At 63.7% G+C, this 16,473-nt stretch carries 8 protein-coding genes and 1 tRNA gene; 3 read left to right on the top strand and 6 right to left on the bottom strand.

From position 1 onward, the window contains the following. Positions 1 to 13 precede the first annotated feature (13 nt). The 3 genes from NX778_RS07090 to NX778_RS07080 all read left to right on the top strand — a co-directional run bounded on the left by NX778_RS07090 (position 14) and on the right by NX778_RS07080 (position 3,496). Complete coding sequence (locus NX778_RS07090; protein WP_258810968.1) at positions 14 to 1,261, top strand: aspartate kinase; 1,248 nt, start codon at positions 14 to 16, stop codon at positions 1,259 to 1,261. A 94-nt stretch (positions 1,262 to 1,355) separates the two neighbouring features. Next, positions 1,356 to 1,449 (top strand) — tRNA-Ser (locus NX778_RS07085). A gap of 127 nt (positions 1,450 to 1,576) precedes the next feature. Continuing rightward, entirely contained in the window at positions 1,577 to 3,496 is a 1,920-nt protein-coding gene (locus tag NX778_RS07080) for an alpha-L-fucosidase (RefSeq protein WP_258810967.1), read from the top strand. A 145-nt stretch (positions 3,497 to 3,641) separates the two neighbouring features. On the opposite strand, the gene NX778_RS07075 is transcribed toward NX778_RS07080, so the two are convergent. The 6 genes from NX778_RS07075 to NX778_RS07050 form a co-directional block, all read right to left on the bottom strand. Then, positions 3,642 to 6,416, bottom strand: coding sequence for a glycoside hydrolase family 95 protein (locus NX778_RS07075; protein WP_258810966.1), 2,775 nt, complete (start codon positions 6,414 to 6,416; stop codon positions 3,642 to 3,644). 88 nt (positions 6,417 to 6,504) lie between these two features. Next, on the bottom strand, positions 6,505 to 7,743 hold the full coding sequence (locus tag NX778_RS07070; protein ID WP_258810965.1) for an alginate lyase family protein: 1,239 nt from the start codon (positions 7,741 to 7,743) through the stop codon (positions 6,505 to 6,507). A gap of 78 nt (positions 7,744 to 7,821) precedes the next feature. Beyond that, positions 7,822 to 10,572, bottom strand: coding sequence for a TonB-dependent receptor (locus tag NX778_RS07065; protein ID WP_258810964.1), 2,751 nt, complete (start codon positions 10,570 to 10,572; stop codon positions 7,822 to 7,824). A gap of 23 nt (positions 10,573 to 10,595) precedes the next feature. Beyond that, the gene (locus NX778_RS07060) at positions 10,596 to 11,795 is read right to left on the bottom strand and encodes an alginate lyase family protein (RefSeq protein ID WP_258810963.1); all 1,200 of its coding nucleotides are present in this window, start codon (positions 11,793 to 11,795) and stop codon (positions 10,596 to 10,598) included. Positions 11,796 to 12,168: 373 nt separating this feature from the next. Next, entirely contained in the window at positions 12,169 to 14,355 is a 2,187-nt protein-coding gene (locus NX778_RS07055) for a glycoside hydrolase family 88 protein (RefSeq protein ID WP_258810962.1), read from the bottom strand. A 116-nt stretch (positions 14,356 to 14,471) separates the two neighbouring features. Further along, positions 14,472 to 16,325, bottom strand: coding sequence for a hypothetical protein (locus tag NX778_RS07050; RefSeq protein ID WP_258810961.1), 1,854 nt, complete (start codon positions 16,323 to 16,325; stop codon positions 14,472 to 14,474). Positions 16,326 to 16,473 lie beyond the last annotated feature (148 nt).

Below are 16,473 nucleotides of genomic sequence, written 5' to 3'. Positions count from 1 at the left end.
AACCTGAATCGCTATGGCTTTAATTGTCCACAAATACGGCGGGACGTCGATGGGTTCGACGGAACGGATCAAGAACGTGGCCGCACGCGTCGCCAAATGGCATGACGCTGGCCACCAGGTGGTGGTGGTACCGTCGGCCATGTCCGGCGAGACCAACCGGCTGATTGCGCTGGCCAAGGAAATCATGCCGCAGCCGGACCCGCGTGAACTGGACATGATTGCCTCGACCGGCGAGCAGGTGTCGGTTGGCCTGCTGGCCATGGCGCTGCTGGCGCGCGGCAAGGATGCGGTGTCGTACACCGGCTGGCAGGTCGGCATCAAGACCGACTCCGCCTTCACCAAGGCCCGCATCCAGTCGATCGACGACAGCCGCGTGAAGGGCGACCTGGCCGCCGGCAAGATCGTCATCATCACCGGTTTCCAGGGCGTGGACGAAGACGGCAACATCTCGACCCTGGGCCGCGGCGGTTCGGACACCTCGGCCGTGGCGATCGCCGCCGCGCTGAAGGCCGACGAATGCCTGATCTACACTGACGTCGACGGCGTCTACACCACCGACCCGCGCGTGGTGGAAGAAGCGCGCCGCCTGAGCAAGATCACTTTCGAGGAAATGCTGGAGCTGGCCTCGCTGGGCTCGAAAGTGCTGCAGACCCGTTCGGTCGAGTTCGCCGGCAACTACCACGTGCCGACGCGCGTGCTGTCGTCGCTGACCGATCCTATGATGCCGTTGGAAGAAGAAGCCAATTCCGGCACCCTGATTTCGTTTGAGGAAGAAACCAACATGGAACAAGCCGTCATCTCCGGTATCGCTTTCCACCGCGATGAAGCCAAAATCACCGTCCTGGGCGTGCCGGACCGTCCGGGCGTTGCCTTCGGCATCCTCGGCCCGATTTCCGATGCCAACATCGAAGTGGACATGATCATCCAGAACCAGTCGGTGGACGGCAAGACCGACTTCACCTTCACCGTTTCGCGCGGCGACTACGCCAAGGCGATGACGGTGCTGGAAGGCGTCAAGGAGCAGCTGGGCGCGGCGCGCATCATCGGCGACAACAAGGTGTCGAAGGTGTCGGCGGTGGGCGTGGGCATGCGCAGCCACGTCGGCGTGGCCTCGCAGATGTTCAGCACGCTGGCCAAGGAAGGCATCAACATCATGATGATCTCGACTTCCGAGATCAAGATTTCGGTGCTGATCGACGAGAAGTACATGGAGCTGGCCGTACGCGCGCTGCACCAGACCTTCGACCTCGAAAAGGCTTAAAAAAGTTGAAAAAAAAGAGGGCGCATTCCTTGACCAAATGAATCGTGCCCTTTAATATGCGTGCTCTCGGTTCTGGACGACTGGAACACGAGTTGGAGGCGTGGCCGAGTGGCCGAAGGCACTTCCCTGCTAAGGAAGCATACGGGCTTAAACCTGTATCGTGGGTTCGAATCCCACCGCCTCCGCCAAAATGCTGTTTGCTGAGCTTCAGCAAATCCCTAAGACCCCCGGTTCTCATGCTGAGACCGGGGGTTTTTTGCGTCCGGCAGAGTCCTGACGCTATCGACGGATAGCGCTTTGTCTACAAGCGAATTTATGACTGCAAATATGGTTGCAACTTCCTATGGCAAGCGGATGGCTCCATGCCTGCGGATTCCGCTATTCGCCGCGCTCGTCGCGCTCTCCCTGACAGCACGCGCCGACGAGAGGGACGAAGACTCCGCCATGTTCAACTCCCTCAATACCCGCGATCTCCTGATGGTGCGCGAAGCGGTCAATGGCTGGTGGAAGGAAGCCGATGCCACACGCAATGAGCGCATCGCCTGGTGGAGGGTGGGGCGGTTCGGCATGTTCATCCATTGGGGTGTCTACTCGCAGGCGGGCGGCGTCTGGAATGGCAGGCCGATAAACGGCTACGCCGAGCACCTGATGCGTAAAGAAAAAATTTCCCGGGCCGACTATCTGAAGCTGGCATCAAGTTTTGACCCGGAACGCTTTGATGCCGACGCCTGGGTAGCCGCGGCCAAGGCGGCAGGTATGGGATACCTGATTATCACGGCCAAGCATCATGATGGCTTCGCAATGTACGACTCGAAGGTTTCGGACTTCAACATTGTGCAAAAGACACCGTTCAAGCGCGACCCAGTCGCCGAGCTCGCCGCGGCCTGCCATCGACAAGGCTTGAAATTCGGCGTCTATTATTCGCATGCGTTTGACTGGGAACATCCAGATGCGCCGGGTAACGATTGGGAGTACAACAACCCCGGCGGTGACAAGAACCTCTTCGGCGGCCGCAGCTGGTATGACAGCCACCCGGAAAAGCTGCCTGCCGCAATCAAATACGTGAACGAAAAAGCGATTCCTCAGCTCCAGGAACTGCTCGCCCGCTATCCAATCGACATTCTGTGGTTTGACACCCCGCACAAGCTGCCATTGTCAGAAAACCTTCGCATCCTGAAAGCGGTTCGCGCCGCGAAACCGAACGTCGTGGTGAACGGGCGCCTTGCTTCTACTGCGGGCATCAATTTTGGCGACTATCGGAACACTGCCGACCGTCCAAGCTACTTCTTCCCCGTCGTGGGCGACTGGGAAGCCATTCCGACCACGAATGAGTCCTATGGTTATAGTGCGCAGGACCGTAGCCACAAGCCAGTCGCATTCTTCATACGCCTGCTGGCCGACGCGGTGTCGCGTAACGGCAACCTGCTGCTCAATATCGGTCCCAAAGGCGATGGCGTATTCGATGCTCCGGATGCAGCCATCCTTTCCGGCATGGCATCATGGATGACGAAGAATGGTGCGAGTATCCACGGTGCGGGTCCTGCCCCCCTCCCGCGGCAGAACTGGGGTGTCGCCACCGCTGGCGCTGGAACGCTCTACCTTCACGTTTTCGAACGTCCCGTGGACGGCCGTCTCCACGTCGGCGGAATTGCAGCTTCCGACATCGCGTCGGCGCGCATTTTAGGCGGTCCTGACACGATGTTGGCAATGTCGGCTGAAGGTCCCGATGGCTGCATGATTACGCTGCCTGCCGGCTTGGCGGAATCGCCTGACCTCGTGATCGCCCTCGAGCCGAAACCCAGCTTTGTGCCAGTTGAAGACCGGAGCGAATTGCGCATTGCGCCGAATATACCCGTCACGACGCTGCTGGCCTTCGACGCCACCCTGGCCGGAAACGGTTTCAGGTTTGGCGACGGCAAAGCACAGAACTATGGCGTGGCCGGCTGGACCTCAACAGCCCAATTCATGGCTTGGCACGTGCGCACATTGGAAACGGCAAATTACACGGTTACCTTGCGCCATGCCGGCGCCGTGCAAGGGCAGGGCGCGTTGGTGGTCGACGGCAAGCTTGCACGGAGTTTTGACGCTGGCGGCGAGAGCGGTGACATCAAGCTGGGCGAAATCGCTCTTTCCCCAGGCGCGCACCGTATCGAATTGAAGGCGCTGCGGATCGACGGCAAGGAGTTTCTGACTCCGAACGCGATGCGCCTGACACGATCGGAAGTGGGGAAGTAAGCGCGCTGTCGCCCTTGCTCGGCCTCGCTACACAAATGAGGATCGTTCGCTGCGATCGGCGGTCTTGAACTTGCCGCCGCCGATCGCAATCACCGCACCAAACCGGTCGACCGGCTGATGCTGCCGACCTATGGAGGAGCCCCTGTCACCGCGTACTGGCGGAAAGTGGATCTGTCGGCGTCGAACGTAGCCAAAACACGCTCGCGCCGGGACTCTCGCTTCCGCTGGAGGACACGGCGGATACCCGATATCGCGCGCGCGTTGCCTTCGCGATCGCCGCCGTAGAATCGACGAATGAGGTCCCGGTCTGGCTGGTCGCTATCCTTTCATACGTAGGAGAATCCCCGATGGCGCGATCGATGGTGTATGAGATGGCCGGAGCGCTTGATTGCCAGTTCAGGCGTAATCCATCGCTGGCGTCGGCAGCGATGGCCAATCCCATCACTGGCGCGACCTTTTCCATAATTGGAATAGCGGTCACAACGTAGGCCTGGCCGGGAACAGTCTCGACGCTGATGTCATCATGGCCCAGATGGCGAACCGTAACGGTATCGCCTGCTTTGGTACGCACGGTTGAACCGCCTATGCCCGGATAGTGGAGCTTGAGTGGGCCACCGGCTTTGGAGCGCACCTCAATCCGATCAGCATGTCCGTTTGACCAGTCGGCGGAAACTTCGAAGGCGCCACGGGCGAGCAGTCCGCGATAGCTCCCATTTGGCCACGCCTGCGGAAGAGCGGGAAGCGGCGCGATAAACCCTTCATGGCTTTGCAGCAGCATTTCCGCCACCCCGGCCGTCACACCGAAATTGCCATCAACCTGGAACAGCTTGGCCGTGCGGGAGTCGCGATGATTGTTCCACAGGTTGTACATGGCATGATGCGACATCCAGTAGTGGTAATGGGCATAGGCTTTGTCACCGTCACCTGTCCTGGCCCATGACTCCATGCGCTGTGCTTGCGCCCAGCCAGGAATATTTACCGCTCCGCGTCCTTCCAGCGAGACCTTGGCTGCATCGAGCCAGGCTGGGGTGTTCGTGTTGATCAACGAACCAGGATAGAGTCCCAGCAGCTGTGACATATGGCGGTGATGCGGGTCGCCGATCGAGCCGTACGTGGTCTCTTCCCGATATTCCTTGATTTGCCCGGAGTCGCCGATGAGAATCGGATCGAGCTTGGGCAGTTGTGCCTTGAGTTTTGCGATCAAGGGATCGTGTGCGCCAAGAATTTGCGCGGCCGCGATGGTATTACGGTGATTTTCGTAGATCGTCTGCTGATCGAATGTCGTGCCGGCAGTTTGCAAGTTATCGGCGTTCTCCGGGGATGAGGAAGGCTTCGCAAGAAGTTTGCCATCGATATCTTGTACAAAACGAGAAAGGAAGTTCGCCTGACTAAGCATTGCGGGATAGACCACCCGACCGAGGAGCGTCCTGTCGCGGGTGAAGTCGTAATAATCCCAGAAAAGCATTGTCGTCCACGGGCCGGTACCGAGGCCCGAATGGGCCGCCTTCCCCGCCGGTTCGAACGGCCGCATCGAATTCCCCAGCGCCCAACCATTGTCGCCATCGGCAGCAAGACCGGCAGGATGATACCGAGTCAGAAACTCTTTTGCGCTAGCCCGCTGCGCGGGAAGATACGCCCGATAGAGATCCAGATAGGGGTCGAATAACTCCGGCAGATTGGTATTGAACGCTGGCCAATAGTTCATCTGTTGGTTCACGTTGTGCCAATAGCCTGCCGTCCACGGGGCATCCTGATAGACGTTCCACACGCCCTGCAGGTTTGGCGGCAAAGCACCAGATCGCGACGACGAGATGAGCAAATAGCGGCCGAACTGGAAGGCCAGTTCGTCGAAATATGGATTGGCGCTGCCTGCTCGTTCCGCGTCGACCATTTTGTCGGTCGTCACGGCCGGCGTTGGCGCGCGGAGATCAAGGTTCACGCGATCGAAGAGTCTGGTGTAATCCGCCTCGTGACGCTCCATTAAGTCGGCATAGGAGCGAGCGGCGGCCGCCGCGATATAGCCGCTTACCTTGTCGTGCGGACCCGCGCTGCCTTTGAGCTTATCCCGCGGATCGCCGGCCGAGAACACCCGTGGGTCGGCGATCGGATAATTGGTCCCCGCGGCGACCAGGATGACGGCGCTGGTCGCACCCTTGACACTGATTGAGCCGTTTCCGCCCTGGGCATCGTTCATCGCCCGCATCGTCCCGCCTTGGGGAATGACCTTGAACAGCCCTTCGAACTTGATGTCGTAATAATCCATCGTTCCCGAAAGCGTGATCGTGTCGCCCGTCGCCGCTACCGTTCCGTGTTTGCCACGATGGTCTTGGGGGCCTTCCATCGCACGCCGGAATTCGGTGAGATAGGGAATGGTCGGGCGGAGTGTAAAGTCGAGGGCGCCAGGTTTCGACGCCTGCAGTCGTATCACGAGCACCTTATCCGGATAGCTGGTGAAATATTCCCGCGTGAAATGCACGCCTTCATTGTCGTACGACACGTGCGCCGTGCTGCTGTTCAGCACGAGGTCGCGGGAATAATGAGCGGGGGCGGCGTGCGGGAAATCGAGAAAGACCTCCGCGAAACTATTGAGGCCGCCGATCTTGTCTGCTGGTGAATCGACGAGGCTGTTTTCGGTAATTTGCAAGCGCTCCTGACCCACGCCACCAAACACATTGACGCCCATATAGCCGTTACCTAAAGGTAGCGATTGGCTGACCCATCCATCATTGTCGTTGGTGGCAGGCAGATCGTACCAGAGGCGCAGTGGCGTTCCCGGGCGCGCGGCAGCGGCGCCCTGCGCACCAGGCGCTTGACCGGCCAGCGCCACTGGAGCCCACAGCAAGCCGGTCAAGGCGGTGGCAGCGAAAATTTTTTTTATCATGGCATTACCTTGTAGTCCGTTGAGAATTGCTCGAAACATGCGGCGAGCCTTTGGCCACCTCTGGAAGTTGTGATGTGACCCGCCGCTTGATGTTCGCGCTCAAGCTCGTGAGCGAGGTGCGCGCCGCTCAGTCCTGCAAAGGGTAGAGCAGTGCGCTCAGCTGTCCCGGATAGCGCTGCAGCAGCCAGCGCGCCTTTTCCTTGAACAGTGGTTCATCCTTGTACGCGCGCGCCGCAGCCAGCATGTTGTGCATCGCGTGCCGGTTGACGCCGTCCGCCGAGCCTTCCTTCGGATCGATTTCCGGGTAGGGCCACTTCTCGCCATTGACGTAGCGCGCGACGAAACGGTAGCCCTGCTCGATGTTGTGCGAGTCCTGGCCGTGCTCCCACACCGGCTCGCCCACCAGTTCGCCGTAGCGGCCCAGGTCGCCGAAGGCTTCGAGGGCGAAGTTGATGTAGCCGGAGGGGCGGGTGCGCTCGAGTTCCGCGACCAGCTTGCCCTCGCGGTCGATCTGGCCGGCGATACGGCGGATCTTGGTGATTTCCAGCTCGCGCTTCGCGATTGCCGGCTGCTTGGTGTACAGCGCGTAGGCCACCACCTGAGCCGAGTACCAGGTGCCGTGGTTGTTGTGCGCGTTGCTTTCCTCGAAGCCGTTACGGCTGTTGAGCAGCCAGCTCAGGTAGTCGCGGTACCAGGCCCGCACGCCGTCGTTCTCGGCGTCGCTGAGGGCGCCCGCAGGCTGGATCAGGGCCAGGCTGTCCATCACGTCGATCAGGTTGCGGCTGGTGATGATGCCGATGCCGCGACCGTTCACACGGCCCGGGATCGCCTGGCCGTAGTCCAGGTTCGGCTTCATGCGCGTCTCGGGCGCGAGGAACCAGGCGCGCGCCAGCTCGGCGGCCTTGTCCGCGTATTTTTTCTCGCCGGTGAAGTACCAGGCCAGCGCCAGTGCCTGCACGTCATGGGTGAAATGGCCCAGGCGCGAAGCGTCCGTGGCGTCGGTCGAGGAGGCCGGGTTGTGCAGGCCGTCCTTGCGGATGTAGGGCAGGCCATCCTTCTTCGACGGGTCCGGCCACCAGTAGGGGCCGAAGCTGAAGAAGTCGTGCTTGTCGCCGCTGGCCGGAGCCAGGCTCTTGTCGACCACGCTGTAGCGCTTGTGGGTGAGGGCGGCGTTGGCGTCCCTGAGCAGGTTGTCGTAGGAGGGCAGGTAGAGCGGATCGCGCGCGGCGACCTTCTGTTTGGCCAGCTCCAGTCCGGCCGGATCGTAGGTAAAGAATTGCGACGGCGCCGCCGCCAGCGCGGGGCCGGCCAGGCAGGCGCCCAGGCAGGCCGCCAGGACGGCCGGGCGCAGGAGAGAAACAATCATGGTGGGTCCTCGGATCGGAATTAAAAAAGGCCCCGCGCGCGCATGCAAAAGTACGCGCACGGCGGGGCGGCGGGGACATCAGAAATTGTAGGTCGCGCGCGCCACGAAGGTGCGGCCGAGCGGGCTGCCTTCGCCACTGGCATAACCCTCGCCACGGTAGTTGGCGGCCGGCGGATCGCGGTTGAACACGTTGTTCACGCCCACCAGCACCTTCCACTGGCGATAGCCGGAGAAGGCCAGCGACCAGTTGAACAGCGTGTACGGATCGATCGTGTGGAAGAACTGGGTGCCGTTGTTCAGGTCCTCGAAGCTCTGACGATATTGCTCGTTCAGGGTCGAGGTCCAGGCGCCGGCCGGGCTCACCCACTTGACCGAAGCGCCGTACTTCCAGCGGAAGTTCATCACGTTGGCGTCCAGCGGACCGAACTTGTTGATGCTCGAGATCCACGGGCCGCCGCGGTCCACCTGGGTCTCGAAGCGGTTGATGTAGGTGCCGTCCAGCTGCGCGCCGAAGGTGCCCCAGCGCGTCTTCGGGAAGGTGTAGGTGGCCGTGATGTCGATGCCGTCGGTGCGCAGCCCACCCAGGTTGGTCTGGCGGTCGTCGATATACAGCAGGTTCTTGTTGGCGTCGCGGATGAACAGGTTGGCGTAGGCCGGATTCGTGAAGAAGGCCGGCTGGGCGATCTGGCCGATCATGTCGCGCAGCTTGACGTGGAAGTAGTCGAGCGAGACCAGCAGGGTGCGGGTCGGGGTGAGCACGATACCGAAGTTGAAGGTGGTCGAGCGTTCCGGTCCGACGTTCGGGTTGGCGCCGCTGTTGATCGGCTTGCGCGCGTTGCAGACGACGGCCGGGTCATAGCCGGGCAGCGCGGTGCCGCCGGTATTGCCGCCCGGACTGCCGCCCGGGCACAGCACCGGGTCGTTGTAGCCCGTGGCGGTGATGCCGGTGGGGCCATTGACCGCGCCGAAGTAGCGTTGGCCCAGCGTCGGCGCGCGGAAACCGGTGCCGACCGCGCCCCGCAGCATCCAGGTCTGGCCCGGCTTGTAGCGGAAGCTGAGCTTCGGGTTGGTGGTCGAGCCGAAATCGCTGTAGCGGTCGGTACGCACGGCGGCGTCGACGTCGAGCGCCTTGGTGACCGGCATGTCGATCTCGACGTAGGCGGCCACCACGTTGCGCGAGGCGTGCTGGTTGGCGGCGGCGGTGCCGCCGGTCTGTCCGCCGGACAGCGCCACGGTCTCCGGGATCGTGTTGTAGGTGAAGTCGTGCCAGGCGCTCGCGCCCACCGCCAGCGCCATCGGGCCGCCGGGCAGGTCCATCAGCTCACGGTTGGCGGTCAGGTCGAGGCCGTTCATGCGGGTCACGCCGGCGGAGGCGGTCTGGCCGTTGGTCGAGATTTTGTCGAGGTAAGCACGGCCGGTGCTGTCCTGCAGGCCGAACGGGTTCAGCGTGCCGTCGGCGACGCCGGCCAGCAGGCCGTAGCTGTTGACGAAGCCCGAGCGAAAGGTCGTGTGCGAGCTGTACAGCGCGCTCCACAGGCTGGCGCGGTAGTCCCAGGCGCCGATGCGGCCCTCGTCGTCGATCGTCATGCGGGCGGTCTTGGTGTTGTAGTCCAGGACCGTCGGGCCGAGGTCGCCGATCAGCGACCAGGCCAGCGTCAGGGTCTGGTTCGTGATGCCGGTCATGGCCGGGGTGATGCCCAGGCCCGGGTAGTATTTGCTGGCCGGGGTGATGGTCAGCGCCGGGAAGTTCGGGATCGAGGCGTTGATGCCGAAGGTCGGATTCTTCACCGGACGGTTGTGGATCGACGAATACAGCAGCGACGCCGACAGCCTGTGGTCCGGGTTCAGCTCCAGTATGCCCTTGCTGAAGAAGGAGGCTTGCTCGTTCTCCTTGGTCAGCGTGAGGCTGTTGGCGCCGGCGGTGGCCGTGCAGGTGTTGCTGGTGCCCGGGGTCGACCAGGGCGCCAGGCAGCCGGTCGCGTAGTACGGGTTGCCGGTAAAGTTCTTGGACGAGCCGCCGACCAGCGTGACGTTGGCGGGCACCGCATTGCTGCCCTTGCTCAGATGGGCCGGCGCGAAGCCCGCGCTCACGCGGCGCTCTTCCGAGGTGATGTTCGGACGCGCGCTCTGCGCCAGTGCGTTCTGGTGTTGCAAGTCGCCCGCGACGTAGACGTTCCAGCCGTCCGTCGCCAGGTCGCCCTTGCCGACGATGAAGTTGAGACCTTCGGACTGGCCACCGCCAGCGAGCTGCGGCGTGGCGCCCTTGGCGGTGATGGAGCCGCCGGTGTACGACTTCTTGGTGACGAAGTTGATCACGCCGCCGATCGCGTCGGAACCGTAGATCGAGGACGCGCCGTCACGCAGCACTTCGGTGCGGTCGAGCGCGCTGACCGGAATGTTGTTCGGGTCGATCGAGCTGTCGCTGAGGCGCTTGCCGTCCAGGAGGACCAGGCTGCGCGAAGTGCCGATGCCGCGCATGTTGGCGCTGTTGCCGGTGCCCGAGACCGTGGCGGGCACGTAGTCCGATGCGGTCGACATCTGCATCAGGATGTCTTCGACGGTGATGGCGCCTTGCGCGATCCAGTCCTCGGCCTTGGTGACGGTGACCGGCAGCGCCTGGTCCGCGACCGAACGCTTGATGCTCGAACCTGTGACTTCCACCTTCAGCATCGGGGCCTCGGCCTGGTTCGATACGGCCGGCGCAGGCGGCTGCGAGGCGCCCGCCTGCAGCGCCTGGGCGGACGCGTTCATGCTCAGCAGGGCGAGGGCGATGGCCGCCGGCAGGGCGCGTACCGCAAGCGCCTGGTGTCGTTTGATGTGCTTGTCCAACGTAAGTCTCCTTTTTTTACGAACTATGATTTGTTATTGATAGAGGGAACCCAGAGCACCGGCTGGCGGATGAAGAAGTTGCGCACCACTTCTTCCACGATCGAGTCGGCGGGCAGCGTGGCCCACAAGGCCAGGTAATCGGGGCGGTGCAGCGCGCGGCCCGCGAACAGCAGGCTGGCCTGACGCATCGGCCATTCCTTTGCGTACATGACGTCAGGCTTCAACGGCCAGCTCGCCTTGTCGGCGATGTAGGGGAACATCCAGGCCATCGCCTTGGCCATGCCGCGGCCATCTGGCAGGGTATAGGTCCACAGATTGTCCGCGGGCGTGGACAGGATCTCGCACAGCGTGGCCAGCGCCTCCAGGTCGAACAGGGCATAGCCGTAGGGCTTGGTGCGCTTCAGTTCGAGCGGCAGGCTGCCGTCGAGCGCCAACTGGGTCGGCAGCAGCACGGTCTTGAAGTGCTCGCGGGCATACGCGAGGAGCGTCTCGTCGCCAGTCAGGTGGGCAAAGGCGGCCACCTGCAGCAGCCAGCAGGTGCCGTGATTGTTTTTTGCGTCGCGCTCGTCCTGGCCGTTCTTGCTGTGGGTGAGCCACTGCAGGTAGTCCGTGAACCACTGCGCGATCTGCTTCTGCTCCGTCTTCGAGAGCGCGTCGCCGGTCTCCAGCACTTCGATCGCGCGCGCCACCTCGACCAGGTGCAGGGTGTCGATGATGCCGATCCCGCGCCCTTTGGAGCGGCCGAAGATGGCTTGCGCGTACTGCAGGTTCGGGTTGAGGCGGGTCTGCGGATCGATGAACCAGGCGCGCAGGTGGGCCGCCGCATGGTCGGCGTAGCGTTTGTCGGACGTGAGCTTCCACGCCGCGACCAGGGCCGGCGCCTGTACCGAAAAACGCAGCAGGGCGCGGCGGTGAAGGTTGAAGTTGTCCGGGTTGCTCAGGCCATCGCGCTGGATGTAGGGGCCGCCGGGGTGCGCGGGGTCCGGCCACCAGTAATCGCCCTCGGAAAAGAAGTCGTGCGGGCCGCCGCTGCTGCGCGGGGCGGGAAAGGCAGTGATGGTCAGCGGCTGTTCCGCCAGGTCGGCCTGGGCGGCGCTCAGCACGCGCGCCCGGTCGATCCGGATGATGTCCGGCGACTGCATCTCGAACGATTGATGCGGCTGCGCGCCGGCCGACAGGCAGCCCGCCAGCAGCAGCACCAGGAGCGGCTTGCGACCCTTCATCTGGATACCGCGGCCGAGATATGGCTTGCAGCGAGGCCGAGTGTCGAACAATTGCCCGGCAGCAGAGCCGCGAGCATGGGCTGAGCGAGGTTCATGCGTCTCCTGAATCTATTTTTTTTGAAATCGTTTAACAAGGTTGCTGTCGGGGCTTACGGCGTTCTTTTTGATGTCCCGTGGACTGCACGTGTAAAACGTTTAACCCCACTATATACAGTAATCTTCTGGCACGTCAACCGTTCGTCGGCGCGACTGTCGATTCCCCACAACACACGAGCCGTCAACCGTGCAGGACCAACAGGCGCCCATAGAAAAGAAGCCGTTTTACCGACTGGAGGAATAAAAAAAAGCCGACCTGCGGGTCGGCTCGTTCACGTCATTTCGGCCCGCTCACCTTGAGCGGCGCCGCCACCCTGGCCGCGACGTTCGCCACCGTCGCCTCCCACGCTTGCGCGTCGGGGAAATCGCCGCTCTTGCTCCAGCCCGCTCCCAGGTAGTGAACGAAGGGCTGGCCCGGCCTTGCCTGGGCCATCAGCAGCGCATCCTCGCGATCGATGCCTGCCGTAAGCCGCTGGTCCGGGACGATGATCGCGCAAGCCGTGTGGCCATTCGGCGCCTTCTCCGGCTGCCAGTAGCTCATCCAGCCGGCCGCTTCATTCCTCACCAGGCGGCCATCGCCCTGGCGCTGCGAGATGCCGACGCCGACCTGCAGCGGCGCGCCGGTAGCGTACGTGTAGACGCTTTCGACGCGGGTGAAGTTCGAACCCGCGTCGATCGAGAAGCGCTTGGTCTCGGACACCTTCTGGCCTCCCGCATTCCAGCCGTCGTAGCGCAGTTCGAAGGCGGCGCGAAGCGGGCCGGAAGCCAGCAGCTTCCAGCTCGAGTACACCGGCGCCGGATAGGGCTTGCCGCCAACGAAGATCTCCTCGCCGCCGCAGCCGCGCGCGGTGCCGACGTCGTAGTTGTCCAGGCCTTCGCCGTGGTCGGTGTGGTATTCGCCGCGCTTGTAGAACAGGTCCACGATCGGCGTGCGCACGCGCTTGACCCAGACGTCGATGCCGCTGCCCACATGCTCGCTCGGCACCTTCAGGATCGCCGGACCGTACAGGCGGTGCGCGATGCGGTCGCTCTCCCAGGCGAAATCGTCGTAGCGCTCGGGCACGTAGCGCGCGTGGACCTTGACGTCGGGCGTGGCCAGCGGCGGCAGGCGGCTGGCCGGGAACAGCAGGAAGCGGCGCTGCTGGTTCGCGACGAAGTTCGCCTGAAACAGCAGGCTGTCGCCCAGGCGCTGGCTTGGGACGATGCGCGAAGTGTCGGCTTCCATCACGACCACGGGCGCGCCCGGCGCCTTGACCTCGATGGTTTCGTCCGGACGGTAGAAGCTGCCCGGATTGACGGCCATGACCGTCTGCGGTGTCGCGCGCGCCTGCAGGCCCATGCGGAACATCTCGCTTCCCGCCAGCAGGAAGGCGCCGACGCCGTAGACCTCGGTGGCGTCTTCAGGAAAACCGCCCGGCGCGCGGCCGACCGGCTGCACGTGGGTCAGCTTGCCGTCCGGCGCGACGCTGGCCACCAGCGCCGACCAGGCGCGGCGCACCGCCGGACCGTATTCGCTTGCATCGAGCAGCCCCTGGTTGATGCCCCAGGCGAGGGCGTAGGCAAACAGCCCGGTGCTGCTGGTCTCGCGCGCCGGATAGGCGTCCGGGTCGAGCAGGCTGGCGCGCCACGTCCCGTCCGCCTGCTGCAGGCTGGCCACCTTGGCGGCCATCTCGCGGAACTGGGTTTCGAAGTGCGCGCGCGCCGGATGCCCGCCGGGCAGGTATTGCAGCGTGCGCGCCAGGCCGGCCATCACCCAGCCATTGCCGCGCGCCCAGAACACCTTCTTGCCGTTGGCTTCGCGCTGCTTGAAGTAGTTGCTGTCGCGGTAGTAGAGGCGCTCGTCGCGGTCGTACAGATAATCGGAGGTGTGCCACCATTCCTCGACCGCGTGCTCGAGGTAGCGGCTGTCGCCGGTGGCCGCGTACACGCGCATCCAGGTCGGCGGGCCCATGAACAGGGCGTCGCACCACGACCAGCGCTCCTGGTTGCCGGGCGTCGTGAAGTCGAGCGAGCCGGTGCGCGGGTGCGCGAGGATGTCGTCGAGACGCTCGCGCAGGGGCGCGATCATGTCCGGCTCGCGCATCTGCAGGTAGAGCTCCGCATAGGTCTGGCCGACCACGTGGTCGTCGGCGTGGTACATGCGCTTGCCGGGCTTCCACTCGTTGCGCATGCCCATCGCGACCATCGCGTCGCGGTAATTGTGGGTCGGGGCCAGGTTCGACAGCGCCATGAAGCCCGCGTAGCCGACCGCCTGGGTCCAGTCATCCGGCGCGTGCGCGCTCGGGTGCGCGAGCTGCCAGTCGGCGACGCGTTTCATTTCCGCCAGCACGGCGGCCGGCGCCAGCGCGGCGGCATCGGCCGGCGCGGCGCTGATGGGGCCTGGGGTGGCGGCGGGGTGAGGATTCGGGGCGGCGCAGGCCGCAAGGAGGGCAACGGGCAGGATCAGGAGGCGGGAAGTATGCATGTCTCGTTATCTTTTTTATGCGGAAGAAAAACGTTTAACTAATGACGCTATCGACGCCAGCTGCTGCATCGACTGAGCAAGTGCCCCGCGCGCATACGTGCGGGCGGGGCCGGCGATCACTGGTAGCGCATCGTCCAGCTGATGGTCAACGGCTTGTTCATCGTGAACGCGCCGCTGCTGCACTTGACCACGCTCGCCATCGGACCATACGGCGCCTGATACAGCGGGTTGCCATTGGTCGGCGCGGCCTGGCAAACCTGCAGTCCGCTGACCGTGAACGAGCGCACCGCGCCATCCTTGAAGCTGACGGTATTGCCCTCGACGCTGGCGCTGCCCGAAAACGCGGCGAATTCGAAGTCGATGCCGGCGACGTCGAGCGGGCTGCCGGCACGATAGGTGTCGGTGCGGGTGATCACGCCGTGCTGCAGGCTGTGGGCGGTTTCGACCACGATGCGGGGGTCCTTGACCGGCCCTTTCTGGCCGAGGCGGTCGAGCGCGTCCTGGCGATACGTGACGCGGTAGCCCTTGCCCTCCGGCGTGGCCTGGATGTCCTGCTCGTAAGCGGTGGCGATCAGTTCGCTGCCATCGGCCAGCTTGAACTTCGGCAGCAGCTGCGGATGCTCGGCGCCGCTGTCGGCGATGCCCGACACGATCCCGTACGAAAACGGCAGCGGGTAGTACGGGCTGTTGGCGTGCTGGCTGATGCCGCCGTTGATCAGCGACAGGCTGACCACGTGCCGGCCGTCGCGCCAGATGGCCAGCGCGCGGTCGTATTCGCCGCTGGCGAAGCGGGTCAGGCTGAAGGCCGGTCGCTTGTGTTCCAGCCAGGACGCCAGGTCGGCGCGCGGTTTCGCGTCCTTCATGCCGGCCCGGTTCCACATCTCGTCGGTCGAGATCAACTGGTGAATCAGCGAGAAATTCTCGCCCAGGATGCGGTGCTTGCCGCGGTAGGTGTCGGTGCGGCGGCCCTTGTTCCACATGTCGACCGAATGCATCTGCGGGTCGTACCAGAAGTTCATGTAGCGCTCGCCGATGCGCGACGAAAGGCTGTACGCGTACTCCTTTTCTTCGGGCGTGAGCACGCCCAGGTAGGCGGCGGTAGACAGGATCTCGAGCATGGCGGTCTCGCCGTACGGGCCGAGGCTTCTGCCCATGGTGAAGCCGCTGCCGTCGGCGTTGGCGGCGTTCAGCGCGAGTTCGGCCGAGTTGTGCAGCAGGCCCTTGAGCTCCGGTGTGACTTCGAGGCCGGTCTCGATGAAGCGCTCGCAGATCTCGGCGGCCAGCAGGATGCTGTAGCGGTCGAAGCGGCCCTCGCCATCGGTCTCGTCGGAGAAGCCGTACTTGCCGGAATAGTCGTGGTAGTGGGTGAGCATCTTGTCCAGCAGGACTTCGCTCGGGTGCACGTCGTCCCAGCCCATCAGGAAGCGCAGGCGCGCGATGCTGAAGGCGACGCCGAAATAGTTGGTGGGCAGGTTGATCAGCTCGAAGCTCGGCTGCCTCACGAAAGTGCGCCAGTCGAGCTTCTGGCGCAGCTTCTCGAGGGTGGCGGGACGGACCGCGCGGTCGAGCAGGCCGGCCTTCTTCAGCTTGTACAGCGTACCGATGTAGTAGTAGATACCCCAGGTGTGGTTGTCCATGTCGACGGTCACGTCGGCCATGGTGGCGAAGTCGCTCAACATGCCGGGCAGGCGCGGGTCATTGCCCGGGGTGTGCAGCAGCAGGTCGCCGAGGCCGGCGGCGATTTTCCCGGGCAGGAATTTGTCGCCTGCCCCGAAAGGTTTGACGCCGTCCATCGTCAGGCCCGCTTTTTCGCGGGTCAGCAGTTGCGAGAAATACTCGAGCTGGGGATAGGCTTGCTCGACGGTCTGGTGCAGCGGGGCGGGCGCCGTCGCGCCCTGGGCCTGGCCGGCGAACAGGGCTGCGGCCAGGACCGCGGGCACGGCGGCGAGGGCAGGGAGGGCAATACGCATGGGTGGCATCTCCATTGTTGTTAAACGTTTTCCAAAAAGAATAAGCCAACTCTTCGGGAAAGTAAACGCGGAGATTATTCTTGGCGGCGCGTCGGTACGCGGGACTGCGACAGGTAGCGTCATGCCGTCGTTCCCGCGCGGGCGGGCG

Origin of the sequence: Massilia terrae (assembly GCF_024753145.1) — a bacterium.
In the GTDB taxonomy this organism is placed as follows: domain Bacteria; phylum Pseudomonadota; class Gammaproteobacteria; order Burkholderiales; family Burkholderiaceae_D; genus Telluria; species Telluria terrae.
The sequence above is the reverse complement of the archived record's forward strand: the minus strand, read 5'-3'. Positions and strand labels throughout refer to the sequence as shown.

Coding starts and splice junctions, on each gene's coding strand:
- NX778_RS07090 (WP_258810968.1), top strand. CDS start 14: ATGGCTTTAATTGTCCACAAATACGGCGGGACGTCGATGGGTTCGACG.
- NX778_RS07080 (WP_258810967.1), top strand. CDS start 1,577: ATGACTGCAAATATGGTTGCAACTTCCTATGGCAAGCGGATGGCTCCA.
- NX778_RS07075 (WP_258810966.1), bottom strand. CDS start 6,416: ATGTTTCGAGCAATTCTCAACGGACTACAAGGTAATGCCATGATAAAA.
- NX778_RS07070 (WP_258810965.1), bottom strand. CDS start 7,743: ATGATTGTTTCTCTCCTGCGCCCGGCCGTCCTGGCGGCCTGCCTGGGC.
- NX778_RS07060 (WP_258810963.1), bottom strand. CDS start 11,795: ATGAAGGGTCGCAAGCCGCTCCTGGTGCTGCTGCTGGCGGGCTGCCTG.
- NX778_RS07055 (WP_258810962.1), bottom strand. CDS start 14,355: ATGCATACTTCCCGCCTCCTGATCCTGCCCGTTGCCCTCCTTGCGGCC.
- NX778_RS07050 (WP_258810961.1), bottom strand. CDS start 16,325: ATGCGTATTGCCCTCCCTGCCCTCGCCGCCGTGCCCGCGGTCCTGGCC.